Annotated in this window: 10 protein-coding genes; 5 read left to right on the top strand and 5 right to left on the bottom strand. The window is 73.5% G+C overall.

Going from position 1 to position 15,972, the window contains the following annotated elements; all coding sequences use genetic code 11:
- Nucleotides 1-5: 5 nt before the first annotated feature.
- Entirely contained in the window at nt 6-2,114 is a 2,109-nt protein-coding gene (locus tag GPA10_RS20990; protein ID WP_157166840.1) for an ATP-binding protein, read from the bottom strand.
- A 331-nt stretch (nt 2,115-2,445) separates the two neighbouring features.
- Nucleotides 2,446-5,664: an NACHT domain-containing protein gene (locus GPA10_RS20985; protein ID WP_343041164.1), complete on the bottom strand. Its 3,219-nt coding sequence runs from the start codon at nt 5,662-5,664 to the stop codon at nt 2,446-2,448.
- A 131-nt stretch (nt 5,665-5,795) separates the two neighbouring features.
- Between GPA10_RS20985 and GPA10_RS20980 the strand changes: the two genes are divergently transcribed.
- The 4 genes from GPA10_RS20980 to qcrB all read left to right on the top strand — a co-directional run bounded on the left by GPA10_RS20980 (nt 5,796) and on the right by qcrB (nt 10,627).
- Complete coding sequence (locus tag GPA10_RS20980; protein WP_343041163.1) at nt 5,796-6,680, top strand: metallophosphoesterase family protein; 885 nt, start codon at nt 5,796-5,798, stop codon at nt 6,678-6,680.
- Nucleotides 6,681-7,053: 373 nt separating this feature from the next.
- Entirely contained in the window at nt 7,054-7,776 is a 723-nt protein-coding gene (locus GPA10_RS20975; protein WP_343041191.1) for an SDR family NAD(P)-dependent oxidoreductase, read from the top strand.
- Nucleotides 7,773-8,918, top strand: a complete 1,146-nt coding sequence (dgoD, locus tag GPA10_RS20970) for a galactonate dehydratase (protein ID WP_157166839.1) — start codon at nt 7,773-7,775, stop codon at nt 8,916-8,918. The genes GPA10_RS20975 and dgoD overlap by 4 nt, the downstream gene beginning before the upstream one ends.
- A 74-nt stretch (nt 8,919-8,992) precedes the next feature.
- Nucleotides 8,993-10,627 carry a cytochrome bc1 complex cytochrome b subunit gene (qcrB, locus tag GPA10_RS20965; protein WP_157166838.1) on the top strand — a complete coding sequence of 545 codons (1,635 nt, stop codon included), beginning with the start codon at nt 8,993-8,995 and terminating at the stop codon, nt 10,625-10,627.
- A 31-nt stretch (nt 10,628-10,658) separates the two neighbouring features.
- Here the strand turns inward: qcrB and GPA10_RS20960 are convergent, their stop codons facing one another.
- The 3 genes from GPA10_RS20960 to GPA10_RS20950 all read right to left on the bottom strand — a co-directional run bounded on the left by GPA10_RS20960 (nt 10,659) and on the right by GPA10_RS20950 (nt 14,816).
- Nucleotides 10,659-12,878 (bottom strand): terpene synthase family protein, encoded by a 2,220-nt coding sequence (locus GPA10_RS20960; protein WP_198351660.1) that lies wholly within the window; start codon nt 12,876-12,878, stop codon nt 10,659-10,661.
- A 129-nt stretch (nt 12,879-13,007) separates the two neighbouring features.
- Entirely contained in the window at nt 13,008-13,550 is a 543-nt protein-coding gene (locus GPA10_RS20955; RefSeq protein WP_157166837.1) for a MerR family transcriptional regulator, read from the bottom strand.
- Nucleotides 13,551-13,745: 195 nt separating this feature from the next.
- Nucleotides 13,746-14,816 carry an MDR family NADP-dependent oxidoreductase gene (locus GPA10_RS20950; protein ID WP_157166836.1) on the bottom strand — a complete coding sequence of 357 codons (1,071 nt, stop codon included), beginning with the start codon at nt 14,814-14,816 and terminating at the stop codon, nt 13,746-13,748.
- A 266-nt stretch (nt 14,817-15,082) separates the two neighbouring features.
- Here GPA10_RS20950 and GPA10_RS20945 point away from each other — a divergent pair, with 266 nt between their 5' ends.
- On the top strand, nt 15,083-15,940 hold the full coding sequence (locus GPA10_RS20945) for a TetR/AcrR family transcriptional regulator (RefSeq protein ID WP_058851389.1): 858 nt from the start codon (nt 15,083-15,085) through the stop codon (nt 15,938-15,940).
- Nucleotides 15,941-15,972 lie beyond the last annotated feature (32 nt).

The raw sequence follows: 15,972 nt of genomic DNA, 5'->3' as shown, positions 1-15,972 counted from the left end.
CTTCCTCACAGTTCGGGCAGCGGGACGGGGCGCTTGGCGCGGACGGCCGCCGGCCAGGTGCGGGCGGCCTGGCTCAGCACCGCGCGCCAGGACTGGTGCCGCAGCGAGAGGAACGCCAGCTCGGCCCCGATGTCGTCGCACAGGTCGGCCTCCGGCTCGGCGGCCGCGTCGGAGAGGTACCACAGGCCGTGCAGCAGCCTGTTGATGCAGCGGTCGATCTCGTCTATGTCGTGATAACGCTCGTCGAACGCGCCCGCCGCCATCTCGGCGCGCTGGTCGTCCCAGTCCGCCGCGGGCGGGGGCGGCGCCGTCGCCGCGTACCACAGGCAGTTCAGCCAGCGCAGCGCGCTCTGCCGGTCCTGCTCCGACTGGAACTCCTCCGACAGCGCCGCCACCACCGTCTTCGCGTCCCCGGCCGCCAGCGTGTGGCGCAGCGCGTCGGCCTCGCTGTCCTCGCCGCGCGTGGTGTGGTGGCGCCGCAGGAAGCCGTGGATCTCCTGCCAGCCGCGGCGCGAGTCGGTGCCGTGGGAGGTGCGGCGCGCCTCGTGCACCAGGAGGGTGGAGAGCAGCGGGTCGGCGGCGAGCGGCCGGTCCTGCGGCGTGTCGTGCTGCCAGTGCTCGGCCTCCAGATAGTCGGCGGCGGCGTTCGCGGGCAGTTGTTCGGGGCCTTCGAGGCGCAGATGCGCGGCGAGGGCCTGCGCCGCCGTGCTGTCGCGGGCCAGGGACAGCGGTACGAGACGGGCCCGCTGGTGCGGCGAGGGCAGCAGCCGCTCCAGGATCGCCTGGGTCACCGGGACGCCGTCGGCGGTGGTCAGTTCGAGGAGGTTGCGCGGGCCGAGCGGGCCCGCGGGCGGCCCCGGCGCCGAGTCCCGCGAGGCCGTCGCGCGGGTGTGGTCGAGGACGGCGTCGCACAGCACGCTGCCGGCCAGCGGATGCCCGCCGGTGAGCGTGTGCAGCGCGGACGCCAGATACGGGTGCAGCGGGGCCGACGCGGTGTCCAGCATCAGCAGGACGTCGTCGCGGCTGAGCGGGGTGAGCGGCACCACCAGCAGACCCGCCGACGCGGCGTGCCCCGTGCGCCGCCAGTGCGTCGAGGTCACCAGGTCCGGCAGCGCGCGACGGGCGGCGTCCCCGGCGCCCGAGGGCGCGTCGCCGAGCCGGGTGGCGACGACCACCAGCGGGTCGTGCGGGGAGGTGCCCGGCCGGGCGCGGTAGGCGAGGACCAGGTCGACCAGGCGCTCGCCCGCGGGGGAGTGGGTGTTGTCGAGCAGGACCAGGGGGCGCGGATCGCGGTTCAGGCGCTGCCACTTGCTGCGGGCGGCGGTGATGTCCTCCAGGAAGGCGTGCACGAGGGTCTGCTCGGCCGCCTGCCGGTAGTCGCCGCCCCGGTGGAACCAGTCGGCGAGCCGCACGAGCCCGTCGTGGCCCTCCGCCGCCGCGCCGGTGGTGCCCTCGGACTCGGCGTACCGGTCCTGGTACCACTGGCGCGGCGGTGCGGACCCGCGCCCGCGCGCGTACCGCTCGAAGTACTCGGCGAGCGCCGCGTGCGCGACGGCGTACCGGTCGTGCCGGGCGTCGCCCGCGGCACCGGCGGCCCCCGTGTCCTGCGGGGCGGCCTCCGGCGCGCCCGGCTCGTCCAGGCGCGCCCGCAGCCGGCCCGCCCACCGCTGGGCGACGTCCGCCTCGGAACCGGACTCCAGGTGGCAGGCGAGCAGCAGACGGGCGCTGCGGAGGGTCGCCCGGGTGCGCTCGTCGGCGGAGTCGCCGAACCCGGCGAAGACGGCGAGCAGGCCGGGAAGCAGCAGCGGGAAGCGCCTGCCGAGGTCGGGCGCGAGCGACCGCACGAGGTCGGCGAGGAGCTCGACGACCTGGGGCGTGCCCGCGGTGTCGACGAGCGCGAGCGGAAGGCGCCCGGCGTAGTGCCGTTCCAGGGCGCGCAGGACGGCGGTCCTGCCCATGCCGTGCCGTCCGGTCAGCAGGACCAGCGGCAGGTCCTTGTCGTACTCCCAGGGGACCCGGGTGCGCTGGGCGTAGGCGAGACCTGTGAGGCGGGGGACCAGACCGTGGAGAAGCGGATCGCGTGCGTACAGCCGAGGGGCTTCGGATGTGTGCATCTCGCCGGTTACCGCTCCTGTCCTTGGCAGCCCGCTTGCTTCCCGTCCCGCCGGTACCGAAGGCCTCCCGGTGTTCCATGCCGACGTCAACTGCGGTGAAGGTGCATGAAGTTACACCTACCACTATCCGCTGGCCAGGGCTTACGTGGCAGGGGATCGGGCATATTACGGCGGATCTGTGACACGGTGCGGTATGCGGCCGAAGCACGTGGTGGGGCGGGGTCCGGCCGGCCCCGGGAGCCGGTCCGCAGGGGGGGGTGCAAGGGGGTACGCAGAGGGGTACGAGGGGGGTGCACAGGGGGCGCGGAGGTGGTGCGTGCCGGTGCGGGGCTCAGGTGCGCGGGCGCACCGCGAGCGTCACGCGCGCGGACAGCTCGTCCGCGTGGTGCACCTCGCCCGGATAGTCCAGGCGCACCCGGCGCAGCTCGGGAAGACCGGCCAGATGCACCAGGTCGACGGTGTCGAACAGGGTGAGGTGGACGTCCTCAAGGCCCGGCAGGCGCCGTGCGATCCGCCGCAGCGACACCGTGGCGCCGGGCCGGGAGCGCACTTCGAGGCCGGTGAGCTGCGGGATGCGCGCCCCCGGCGGGAAGAGCATCATGCTGAGCTGCTCGTGCGACAGGCGCAGGGTGCGCAGGGCGGGCAGCCCGGCGAGCAGCGCGTCCCAGTCGTCGGGCCGCAGCCGGTCGCTGGCGTTGTGCAGCCGCAGCTCGCGCAGCTGGGTCAGCGCGGTGATGTCGGCGAGCTCGACGGCGTCCGGCGGCAGCGAGAGCAGCCGCAGCGCTCCGGGCCGCGGCAGGTCCCGCAGGCCGCGCCACGGGACCGCAGCGCCGAGGAGCAGCGAGTCCAGGTTCGGGCAGGCGGAGAGCCGGGCCAGCGGCTCCAGTTGGGGCAGGTCGGCGAGGGTGAGCCGGCCGAGCAGCGGCAGCCGGGTCAGCGGCGCGGTGTCGCTGATGGCCCGGCAGCCGTTCAGGGCGAGCGCCCGCAGGTCGGAGAACGCCGACAGGAACCCGAGCGACGTCAACAGTTCGTTGCCGCGCAGCCGCAGCTCGCGCAGGCCGTCCGCGTCCAGGGAGTCGACGATGTCCTGCTCGCTGAAGTCGCCCTGGAGCACCACCCGTTCGTACCCGGACATCGCGCTGAGCGCCTTCAGCTCGGCTGCCGAGCGGACCGTGACGGCCTCGCCCGCGCCGGCCGCGAGCAGCGGCTCGATGATCTCCTCGGCGTACTCGTCGGTGTCGAACCGGTCCCAGTGGGCGAGCAGCTGGGTGCGCACCGCGGGCTGCGTCGTCGTCACGAACTCCCGCAGCCTGGCCAGGGCCGCGTCGCCGCCGATGCGGCAGATCGCGTGCACGGTCGTCACCTCGGCGTCGCCGGTCAGGCTCTGTGCGCCGGGCAGCAGGCCGAGCAGCAGCGTCCCGGTCTCCGCGAGGGCCCTGGCCTCGCGCATGTTCCGCGGGGGCAGGAGCTGGGCGGCGCGCTCCTCGACGACCGTGCGGACGTTCGGGTCGAGGCGGGTCGCGTGGTCGAGCGAGGCGAGGGCCAGCAGGCGCAGGCGCACCTGCACGGTGTCGTCCTCCTCGCGGTCGGCCCGCGCGGTGAGCCGGGTGAGGAGGTCGGCGCGCTCGTCGGGCCTGGCCTGGGCGACGGCCATCTGGAGCACGTCCTCCCACTGGTCGAGGTGCGCGTGCGCGACGAGGGCCTGGATGTCGTGCTCCTCCAGGGCGGCCTTCGCGCCCAGGAAGTCCTGGAAGGTGCGGTGGATGAAGTCCACGGAGCCGACGCCCGGCTCCCGCAGCAGCCCCGAGCGGTCCAGGAGCAGGTTGAGGACGAACTCGGCGCTGCCCGCGGCGGCGAGCTGCGGCACCGACGGGCGCAGCCGGTCCACCAGGTCGACGGCGTCCTCGCGTTTCAGACGGGTGCGTTCGTTGCGGATCAGCCAGTACGCGAGCCGCTTGAGGGGTTCCGTCGCCGACTTCTGGTCGAGCAGCGAGGGCAGGTCACGCTCCTGGTCGCGGCGCTCAAGGAGCATCGCGAGCGCGGCCTCGTACAACGCGACCCGGCCCTTGGGCAGATGGCCCTTGCGCTCGCGGTGCAGCGCGCAGATCAGCGCGCACAGCAGCGGGTTGGTGGCGAGCCTGCTCAGCTCGGGCGAGGACCGCAGCACGCGCATCAGCGTCGCGGCCAGCGCGTCGTCGGGCCCCGCCGCGTCGTGCCAGCGCTGGATGAAGCGCCGTACGTGCGCGGGGCGCATCGGTGTGAGCGTGAACTCGCGGAAGCCTTCGAGGCCGAGCCAGTCCCGGGGCAGCGCGGAGGGGCGGGTGGTGACCAGCCACAGGTTGCCGGGGAAGGCCTTGCGCAGCTTGGTGAGCCAGGAGCGGGCCCGCAGCCGTTCGGCCTCGGGGATCTCGTCGACACCGTCGACGAGGAGCACGCCGCGCCCGGCCTGGAGGACCCGCACGGCCCAGCCCCTCGGCTCGCTGCCCGTCAGCGGGCAGTCGATCCAGTCGAGGAAGCGGTCGGGCATGGGCAGTTCGGTGTCCTCGCGGGCGAGGGTGCGCAGCGGCAGGACGAACGGCACCCGGCCGAGGAGCTGCGGCAGATGGCCGGGCACCCGGTCCTGCTGCGCGGTGGTGATCGCGAGCCACTGCACGAGCGTGGTCTTGCCGGTGCCCGCGACACCGCGCAGGAGCACCCGGTCGTGCGCGGCGAGCGCCGCCTCGACCGGTCCCGTGGCCCGTTCGGACTCCGGGTCGGGGTCGGCGGCCCGCCCGTCGGCCTCGCCGTTGGTCCCGCCGGGCACCGGCTCGACGGGGTCCCTCGCGGGGACGGCCTCCAGGCTCAGATAGGCGGTCTCCAGGGGCCAGGCCTGGCTGCGCGGGTCGTGCAGGTCGACGCCGTGGATGGTGAGGCTGGAGTGCGCGCCGACGACGTAACCCGTGTAGCGCTCCTCGAAGTCGGTGTCCTCCGCGCGCGTCGTCGGCAGCCGCTCCAGGAGCAGCCGGAGCTGCTCCTTCTGTTCGCTCAGGCCGCGCCGCAGCTCGACCTGGGAGCGGGCCTCGAAGCCGGGGCGCTTGCTGAACTGGTGGACCAGGTGCAGACAGGCCGTGACGAGCAGGCGGTCGTGCAGGCGGGCCGCGTCCTCGCTGAGCAGGGCGCGGGTCTCCGGGGCGCTGGCGCGCACCAGGGCCGCGGCGAGCTTCTCGGGGCCGAGGTCGAAGGCCTGCACGTCGTCCATATCCAGGTCGCCGAGGGCGCGCAGGGTGTGGCCGAGCGCGTACCCGACGGCGTTCTGCTCGTCGGGCGCGATGGGCGGGTCGTGCGGGCCCGCCGCGCGCATCGCGCGGCGCACCAACTCCTTCGCGAGCTGGTAGAGATCGGCCTCGCTGAGGGTGCGCCGGTCACCGGTGAAGGACAGCAGGCGCCGGATGCGCACCGGCTGTTCGCCGAACTCCGCGCCCGGCAGGCTCGGGGGCGGCAGCAGCAGCCGTTTCACCAGCGGCACCATCACCGACGACGCGATCCGCAGCCCCACCGTGCCTGCGTCCACTCACACCCCCAGCCGTGCACACACCCGCTTCCCGGCACCTTAGACCGTGAGCGGGCACCGGCGCAGCGGGGCGACGACGGCCGCCCGGCCACGGCTGCCGGACGGACCCGTGCGTCGGTTAGCCTCGCGTGGTGACGACATCTGCCGCATCCCGACGGGCACCGAGGCTGCTCGGCATCAGTGACCTGCACATCGCCTATGCCGAGAACAGGAAGTTCGTCGACCAGCTCTGGCCGGAACACGAAGGTGACTGGCTGATAGTCGCCGGTGACATAGGCGAGATGATGCGCGACGTCGAGTGGGCGCTGCGCACCCTCGCCGAGCGGTTCGACACGGTCGTCTGGTCGCCCGGCAACCACGAGCTGTGGACGCCGGTCGACGACCCGAACCGGCTGCGCGGCGAGGCCCGCTACCGCCACATCGTCGACCTGTGCCGCGACCTCGGCGTGCTCACGCCCGAGGACCCCTTCCCCGTGTGGCGCGGCGAGGGCGGACCCGTGGTGGTCGCCCCGCTGTTCCTGCTGTACGACTACACGTTCCGGCCGGAGGGCAAGCACACCAAGAAGGCGGCGCTGGAGTACGCCTACGAGACCGGTGTGGTGTGCACGGACGAGGTGCTCCTGCACCCCGACCCCTATCCCACCCGCGAGGACTGGTGCCGGGCCCGCGTCGCCTACAGCCAGGAGCGCCTCGACGCCCTCGACCCGGGCCTGCCGACGATCCTCGTCAACCACTGGCCCGTCGTCCGCGAGCCCACGCGCATCCTGCACTACCCCGAGTTCGCCCTGTGGTGCGGCACGGAGGCCACCGCCGACTGGCCCGTGCGGTACCGCGCCACGGCCGTCGTGTACGGCCATCTGCACATCCCGCGCACCCTCACCCACGACGGCGTGCGCCACGTGGAGGTGTCCGTCGGCTATCCGCGCGAGTGGCAGCGCGACTTCCACCCCTCGCCGCGCCTGTGGCAGATCCTGCCCGAGCCGGAGCACGTGGAGGGGTTGCGGCCGAAGCGCTGAGCGGGCCCGCGGCGGCCTGCCGATCCCACCGGCCTGCCGGCCCCACCGGCCTGCACGCTCCCCTGCGGGTGCGCCGGTTCGCGGCGTGCCCGGGGAAGCGGGCGAAGCGTGGATCTGCCGCGTGCCGACGGAAGCGGGCGAGGCGTGGATCTGCCGCGTGCCGATGGAAGCGTGCGGGGTCCCGACCTAGAGTGGGCCCGCAGGCCCACACCCGCACGAGGGGACCGCACACGTGAACCCGAGCGCACCCGCCCCCGACGGCTCCGGTCCGGCCTACACCGGAGCCGACCCCGACCCCGCGTCCGGCACGGATGCCGAAGGCAACGCCGCTGCCCCCGCTCCCGCAGCCGCCCGCTTCACCGGCCGCGTCGCCGTGGTCACCGGCGGCGCCTCCGGCATCGGAGCCGCCACCGCCACCCGCCTGGCCGCGGAGGGCGCGGCCGTGGTCGTCGCCGACGTGGCCGCCGAGCGCGGCGAGGCCACCGCGGAGGCGATCCGGGCCGACGGCGGCCGTGCCGTCTTCGTGCCCGCGGACGTCGGCTCCGCTGCCGCCTGGGACGACGTGGTGGCCGCCGCGCACAGCTTCGGCCCCGTCGGGGTCCTGTCCGCCAACGCCTACGCGTGCGACATCACCCCCGCCCACGAGATGACCCTCGCTTCCTGGGAGCGGCAGCTCGCGGTGAACCTCACCGGCGTGTTCCTCGGCTTCAAGGCCGTCGTCGAGGACCTGCGCGCCCACCGCGGCGCCGTCGTCCTCACCTCGTCGGTGCACGCCCGCACCGGCATCCCCGGCCGCCCCGCGTACGCGGCGAGCAAGGGCGCGCTCCTGTCGCTGTGCGGTCAGCTCGCCGTCGAGTACGGGCCCGACGTGCGGGTCAACGCGGTCCTTCCCGGCCCGGTCCTGACGCCCGCCTGGGACGGCATCGGCGAGGAGGACCGGACGCTCACCGTCGAGGGGACGGCGGCCGGGCGGTTCGGCTCGCCGGCGGAGGTCGCCGCGGCCATCGCCTTCCTCGCCGCGGACGAGGCGTCGTACATCACCGGGACGCACCTGGTCGTGGACGGCGGCTGGAGCGTGAAGAAGGCGTCGGCATGAGGATCGACCGCGTGGAGACCTTCCTCGTCCCGCCGCGCTGGCTGTTCTGCCGCGTGGGGACCGACGACGGCGTCGTCGGCTGGGGCGAGCCCGTCGTCGAGGGCCGCGCCGAGGTGGTGCGCGCCGCCGTCGACGTCCTCGCCGAGCACCTGATCGGGCAGGACCCGCTGCGCATCCAGGACCATTGGCAGGTGCTCAGCAAGGGCGGCTTCTACCGCGGCGGCCCGGTCCTCTCCAGCGCCGTGGCGGGCCTGGACCAGGCCCTGTGGGACATCGCGGGCAAGACGTACGGGGCACCCGTACACGCCCTGCTCGGCGGGCCCGTACGGGACCGGGTGCGGGTGTACGCCTGGGTGGGCGGCGACGAGCCCGCGGTGCTCGCCGAGCACATCGCCGCGCAGATCGAGGCGGGCTTCACGGCCGTGAAGATGAACGCGGCCGGAGCGACCTCGCCCCTCGCCACGCCCGCGGAGACCACCGCCGTCGTCGACCGCGTCGCCGTCGCTCGCGAGGCCATCGGGCCCGACCGGGACGTCGCCGTCGACTTCCACGGCCGCTTCACCCCGGCCAGCGCCCGCCGCGTCCTCGCCGAACTCGCCCCGCTGCACCCGCTGTTCGCGGAGGAGCCGCTGCTGCCCGACCAGAGCCATCTGCTGCCCGCCCTGGTCGCGGCCAGCCCCGTCCCCATCGCCACCGGCGAACGCCTGTACAGCCGCGCCGACTTCCTGCCCGCCCTCACCGCGGGCGTCGCGGTCGCCCAGCCCGACCTGTCGCACGCGGGCGGGATCACGGAGGTGCAGCGCATCGCCGCGCTCGCCGAGACCTACGGCGCGCTGCTCGCCCCGCACTGCCCGCTCGGCCCGATCGCGCTCGCCGCCTGCCTCCAGATCGCCTGGGTGACACCGAACTTCCTCATCCAGGAGCAGAGCCGCGGCATCCACTACAACAAGCGCGGCGATCTCCTCTCGTACGTGCTCGACACCGAGCCGTTCCGCTTCACCGACGGCCACGCCCACCGCACCGCGCTGCCGGGCCTCGGCGTCGAGGTCGACGAGGCGGCGGTCAGGGCCGCCGACCGCAGCGGGCACGCCTGGCGCAACCCGGTGTGGCGGCACCCGGACGGATCGTTCGCCGAATGGTGAAACCCGCCCGGAACAAGGCCTGTTGACGGGCGGGCGACACCCCTACCCTGGTAGCCGCCCGAGGGGGGAGTCGCATGAGCGAACGCGCCCGCAACACCGCCCGCACGAACGGCCCCGGCAAGGGTGAACGCGTCGCCGACTGGGCCGACGGCCGCCTCGGCCTGCACACCCTCGGCAGGACGCAGATGCGCAAGGTCTTCCCCGACCACTGGTCGTTCATGTTCGGCGAGATCTGCCTCTACAGCTTCCTGATCCTCATCCTCACCGGCGTCTGGCTCACCCTGTTCTTCGAGCCGAGCGGCGTCGAGGTCGAGTACGACGGCACGTACGAACCCCTCAAGGGCGTCCTGATGACCCGCGCCTACGAGTCGACCGTCGACATCAGCATGGAGGTGCGCGGCGGGCTGCTCATCCGGCAGATCCACCACTGGGCGGCGCTGGTGTTCGTCGCCGGGATGCTGGTGCACATGATGCGGGTGTTCTTCACCGGCGCGTTCCGCAAGCCGCGCGAGATCAACTGGCTGTTCGGCTGGACCCTGCTGATGCTCGGCCTGATCACCGGGCTCACCGGCTACTCGCTCCCCGACGACCTGCTGTCCGGCACCGGCATCCGCTTCGCGCAGGGCGCCATCCTGTCCATCCCCGTCGTGGGCACCTATCTGTCCTTCTTCCTCTTCGGCGGGGAGTTCCCGGGCCACGACATCATCCCGAGGCTCTTCGCCGTGCACGTCCTGCTGCTCCCGGGCATCATGCTGGGCCTGGTGGTGGCCCATCTGATCCTGGTCTTCCACCACAAGCACACCCAGTTCGCCGGTCCCGGACGGACCGAGAGGAACGTCGTGGGAGCGCCGTTCCTGCCGATCTACGTCGCCAAGGCGGGCGGCTTCTTCTTCCTGGTCTTCGGCGTCCTCGCGATGATGGGCGCGATCGCCACCATCAACCCCGTGTGGGCGCTCGGCCCCTACCGCCCCGACCTCGTGGGCACCGGTGCCCAGCCCGACTGGTACCTCGGCTTCTCCGAGGGCCTGATCCGGGTGATGCCCAGCTGGGAGATCAACGCCTGGGGCCACACCCTGGAACTGGGCGTGTTCATCCCCTTCATGCTGTTCCCGCTGATCATGGCGGTGATCGCGGTGTATCCGTTCGTCGAGTCCTGGGTCACCAAGGACAGACGCGAGCACCACATCGCGGACCGGCCGCGCAACGCCCCCACGCGCACGGGCCTCGGCGTGGCCTGGCTGACGCTGTACGGCGTGCTGATGGTCGGCGGCGGCAACGACCTGTGGGCCACGCACTTCCACCTCTCCATCAACGCCATCACCTGGTTCGTGCGCGTCGCGTTCTTCGTCGCACCCGTGCTCGCCTTCGTCGTCACCCGCCGGATCTGCCTCGGGCTCCAGCGCCGCGACCGCGAGAAGGTGCTGCACGGCAGGGAGAGCGGCATCGTCAAACGCCTGCCGCACGGCGAGTGCGTCGAGGTCCACGAGCCTCTCAGCCAGGGCGAACGGTTCCGGCTCACCGCACACGAGCAGCACGAGCCGATCGACCTGGGCCCCCGCGTCGACGCCAACGGCGTGGCCCGCAAGGTGCCCCGCTCGGAGCGCCTGCGGGCCCGCCTGTCGCACGCGATGTACGGCCCCGGAGCCCAGGTGCCGAAGGCGACGGCCGAGGAGTACCGGAGCATCCACAGCGGAAAGGAGCAGCACTGAACCGGACTGTCGTGCGGGGACGGGTGCCGGGTCAGGGCGTGGCGGGCTCCCGCAGCCAGCCGGGGTGTACGACCTGCGTGCCGATCCCCGAAGGCGCGGGCAGCGGGCCGCCCGTGAGGTGCTCCTCGCGGTAGCGGCGGCAGTCGCGGTGCCAGACGAGGATGCCGGCCATCCAGTGCTGCAACTCCACCACATGGCGGTCGAGGCCGGCCCGTGCCTCCTCGCCGAGCCCGAAGTCCGCGCACAGGACCGGGAGTTCGTGCGCGACGACGTGCTGGAACTGCCGCATGCGGGACTCCATCAGGTCGGCGACGACGGCGAGGGCCGTCGGGTAGTCGCAGTCGAAGAAGTTCTGCACGACGAGGATCGCGTTGTGCGCCTCGCCCTCGTACTCGATCTCCTTCTGGTACGAGAACACGTCGTTCATCAGCATCGCGTAGTCGGCGGCGGCGTTCTCCAGGTTCCGCACCGGGGCGCTCGCGCTGACCTGCGGGGACAGGCGCGTGTCGTGCCCGAAGCGGCACAGGCTCATCGTGAGGTGCGAGCCGAAGGTGTGGCGGCGCATCTCGATGTAGTCGACCGGGTCGGGGACGCGGTTCTGCGCGTGGTTGCCGAGCTCCCACAGCCAGCTGTCCGTCATCGACACCAGCGAGCCGTGCAGCGCGGCGCGCCCCTCCGCGTCCATCGGTCCCGCCGTGCGCGCCCACAGGTCGGCGAGGCCCCGCTCCATGGCGTTCAGGGGCGGGGGCGTCGGGGAGCAGTCGAGCGGCATGAAGAGGCGCAGCCGCTCGGTGCACGCCTTCGCTCCGAGCAGGTCCCGGGGCCTGCCGAACACCGCCGGGTAGTAGTCGTCGCCGTACGTCCCCCAGGTCAGCCAGCACGAACCGAGGTCCAGTTGGTCCCGCGTCGCGTCCGGGTGAATGCCCGCCGCGCACAGCGGGAAGTCGAAACCGGCGAGCTTGCGCGCGTCCCAGATGTGGGAGGCGGGCACGCCCGGCTGCGGTTGCAGCATGCCCATGCGGGCGGCCCAGTCCACGGCCTCGCGCCGGGAGGCGTCGACGTGCGGGCTGATCGTGGTCGTGTACGGCAGGTGGAAGTCGGGGATCCTGGACGGGCCGACGCGCGTGAACGGCACATGGGTGAAGCGGCGCAGGCGCGCGGCGCCGGTCGCCGCGATCAGGTCCTTGACGCCGGCGGCCGACGTACCGACGCCGGTGGGGCCCCCGAGCGGCGAGCGGCCGCCGAGGGCGCCCTCGTTCATGTACCGGCTGGAGCGCAAGTGCCACTCGTGGCCGCCGGACTGCCAGTCCTGGAGGCCCTTGGCGTACGCGAGGACGTCCGCACAGCGGTCCGGGGGCAGGGCCTTCTCGGCGAACAGCGGCGCGAGTTCGGTGAGCAGGGTGTCCTCGAACTGCTGCATCCGCGAGGTCAGCAGGTCGTTCACGGCGTCCGCTGCCTCCTGGGTGGTGCAGCCCAGAAACGTTTCGAGCACCAGGACGCCGTTGCTCAGCTCGCCCTCGTCCTCGACCTCGCGCTGATAGGAGAACAGGTCGTTGCGCAGGTGCACGGCGTCGGCGAACGTGTCCCTGAGCACCCGCAGCGGCCGGGACGCCGCCACCGCGTCGGGCACCTCCGCGCCCGTCGCGTACTCCACGAGCCCCGCCGACCAGGGGGCGCCGCCCACCTTCCGGCGCATCTCGATGTACTCGACGGGGTTCGCGACGCGGTGCGCGTTGATGTTGGACAGCTCCCACAGCGACTCGTTGAGGAGGTTGCGGGTGCTCTCCGCGAAGCGGGCCCGCCACTGCGGGGACATGCTCGGCACCGTGCGCGCCCACAGGTCGGCGAGGCCCGCCTCCACCGGGTTGGCGGGTCTCGGTGCCGGCGCGGCGAGGTCCATCGGCATGAACATCGGCAGCCGCTCCAGATAGGCCCGGCCGCCCTCCCGGTCCTGGGTGCGCTTGAACAGCTCCAGGAAGTGGTCGTCGAAGAAGAACACCCACACGTACCAGTCGGTGACCAGCGAGAGTGCCGCGCTGTCGCAGTCCGGGTGGGTGTACGCGCACAGCAGCGCGTAGTCGTGCGCCTCCAGGTCGGCGGTGTCCCAGACCCCGGACCCCTCCAGCATTCCCTTGTCCCGCGCCCACTGCCTGGTGTGCGAACGCGCCTGATCCACATGGGGGTTGAGGCGCGCCGGATGCACCATGTAGAAGCTCGGCAGCTCGAAGGGGCGTGACGACGACTGCGGCATGCGGAGGTCTCTCCTCGCGGGGGGCGGCGTGCGGGCAGCCGAGCACTACCCGCGGTGCGCCCCCCGATGCCATCGGGTGCCTCCGGTCACACCATCGCGTGATAAGCCCCGTGGAAATCGCCCCGCGACTCAAACGCGTGTACGGAGCGCGGGGTCGCGGGCGCGGTCTGCGGGGGCGATGCCCCGTGCTTCGTCGATCGCGGCCACCGCACGGATCGCCGCGACCCGGCGGGCGAGGCGCCGACGCAGGTCGGCCAGCCGGGCGATCTCCTCGTCGAGCCGCTCGATACGCCGCTCGGCGACGGCCGGGTCGAGGCCGCATCTGCCGCGGGGCGCGGCGGGGGGTGACGGGGGTGGGCCGGCGCCGGGCGGGGGTGCTCCGTCGCCCGGCGGTGGTGGACTGTCGCCGGGCGGCCGTGCCCCCTCGACGGCGGGCGGCAGCAGGTCGTCGTCCAGGAGGTCCAGGCCCGTCGTACAGGCGCGCAGGTCCTCGACGGTGAGGCCGAGCGCGAGGAGCCGGCGGACGACGCGGACGCGCGCCACGTCGCCGGGGCCGTACTCGCGCTGGCCGGTCGGGGTGCGCCGCGGGGGCGGCAGCAGGCCCCGCTCCTCGTAGAAGCGCAGGGCGCGGGGCGTCGTCCCCGCGGCGGCCGCCGCGTCACCGATCCGCATGAGCGCTCCCCACTGTCTCCCGCTCCCGCAGGGGTGTGTGGTTCCGGGCAGGCAGCCGTCCTCGCCCCGGCATCGGCAGATGTGCCCGCGCCCAGTACTCGCGCTCGCGCGGGGCACCGTACCCCGCACCGCCCACACATGCCGCCCGCCGCAGCCGTCGCTCTCTCGTCCCCGCCATGGCCTCGTACTCCTCTCCTACAACTCCACGACCACCGTCCCGAAGTGCCGTCCCCGGAACACCTCCTCCAACGTCCGCGGTGCCGCCTCCATGCCCGCGACCCTGGTGTGCGGAAACGTGATCTCCCCCGACCTCAGCGAGCGGATAAAGCGTTCGTTCCAATCCGACTGTCCCTGTGGTTCGTCCGGTGTGGTCGTGCCGCGCAGCGTGATGTTCTTGACGATCAGGGCGAAGGTGTCGAGCTCGACCGGTGCGGAGGTGCCGTCGAGCTCCGGCGCGAGTTGTCCTGACAGGGCGCCGACCAGCGCGAACCGCGCCCCGGTGCGGGCCGCGCCGAGTGCCGCGCGCAGCTCTTCGCCGCCGACCGTGTCGAAGACGACGTCGAGTCCGCCGGGGGCGGCCTGTGCCAGCTGTTCCGACAGCGGCCCCGCACCGCGGACGACCACGGCGTCGTACCCGAGTTCCGCCGTCATCCGCTCGGCCTTCCCCGGGGAACCGGTGCCGCCGACCACCCGCCCGGCACCGAGCAGCCGGGCGATCTGCCCCGCCATCGAACCGAGGGAACCCGCGCCGCCCGTCACGAACACCGTGTCACCGGTGCGCACATCACCGACCCTGGTCAGCGCGTGCCAGGCCGTCCAGCCCTGCGCGAGGTGCGCGACGGGGTCGGGCAGCGCGTCGCCGAGGGGGCGGCACGCGGCGGCGGGCACAGCGGCGTACGCGCGCCAGCCGAGGTAGTGGTGCACCATGTCGCCGACGTGCGGCCCGCCGCCAGGCGCACCGGCCGCGGCGCCGACCGCGACGACCTCCCCGACCGCCGCGCCGAACAGCGGGTCGCCGACCCGGAGGGGCGGGAAGGGCGCGCCCTCGACCCCGCCTCCGATCAGCGTCCGCAGCGCGGGGAAGACGTGGAAGTACCGGTTGCGTACGAGCACCTCGTCCGGGCCCGGCACGGGCACGGAGGTCTCGACGACCTCGAAGTGCGCGGCCTCCGGCAGGCCCGCGGGGAGCGCGGCGAGCCGCACCTCGCGGGAGCCGCGCGGCAGCGCGAGGGACGGTGAAGGGAGGGGCGGGGGTGACGAAGGCATGACGGCTCCTCGGCCTCGCGGCCTGGTTCGGTCGGACGGGCGAGCCGTGAAGCTAACTCCTGACGTGCGCGTCAAGGGCAAGTCCGCCTCGGGCAGGCGTGTGCACATCAGCCGTTGCGATGCTGGCTGATGCGTCAGTCAGCATCGCAACAGCATCGCGGGATCGGCCGTATAGAACTTGATCGCAGGAGGTTCTCAAGGCGTGGCCAGGGGTGTGGCCGACACCTGCGTTGTGCTGATCTCAATGCACGGGTACGGTGGTCGGCATGGAGCAAGACCCTGACGTGCCCGCCCGGGTACGGGAAGTCATCGCCGCCGCCGGCGTGACCCAGCGGGAGTTCGCCCGCCGGATCGTCATGGACCCGTCGAAACTCTCCCGTTCGCTCGGTGGCACCCGGCGCTTCACCGCGGCCGAGCTGGCCCGCATCGCGGACACCGCGGACGTCGACGCCGCCTGGCTGCTCGGCACGCGCGGCGGCGCGGAACCCCTGCCCGCCCGGTCCGGCACGGCGCGCGGCCGCCGCGCCGCCGCGCCGCCCGAGGGCCGCCCACTGCAGATCATCCGCGAGACGGTCCGCCTCATCGCGGAGCACGGCTTCCACGCGGTCCGCGTCCAGGACATCGCCCAGGCCTGCGCGACGAGCACGGCCGCCATCCACTACCACTTCCCCGGCCGCGACGACCTCCTGGAGGCGGCCGTGCGCTGGTGCATGGACGAGGACACCGCGCGCCGGGCCGCGTCCCTCGCCGACGCGGCGGACGCCGCCGACGAACTGCGCCAGCTCATCGAGCTCCAGACCCCGCGCACCGGGCGCCGGCGCGAGCAGTGGAGCGTCTGGCTCGACCTGTGGGCGGAAGCGGCCCGCTCCACCACGGTCGGCCTGCTGCACACCGAGTACTACCGGCAGTGGCGCGCCACCGTCGCCGACGTCGTGCGGCGCGGCGTGGAGCAGCGCGTCTTCCGGCCCGTCGACCCCGACGCCGCCGCCCTGCACCTGACCGCACTCATCGACGGCCTGGCCACCCAGGTCCTCGCCGGCGCCCCCGAGGGCCCCGGCACCGGACCCGACGACATGTACGCGGCCCTGCTCGCCCACGTGGACGCCGCGCTCACCGCCCACTGAACCCCGTACGCCCCCACAAGCAACCCCCACCA

The sequence above is a fragment of the Streptomyces typhae genome, from assembly GCF_009755605.1.
Lineage (GTDB): Bacteria > Actinomycetota > Actinomycetes > Streptomycetales > Streptomycetaceae > Streptomyces > Streptomyces typhae.
Note: the sequence above shows the minus strand (reverse complement) of the source record. Positions and strands in the feature narration are given on the sequence as shown.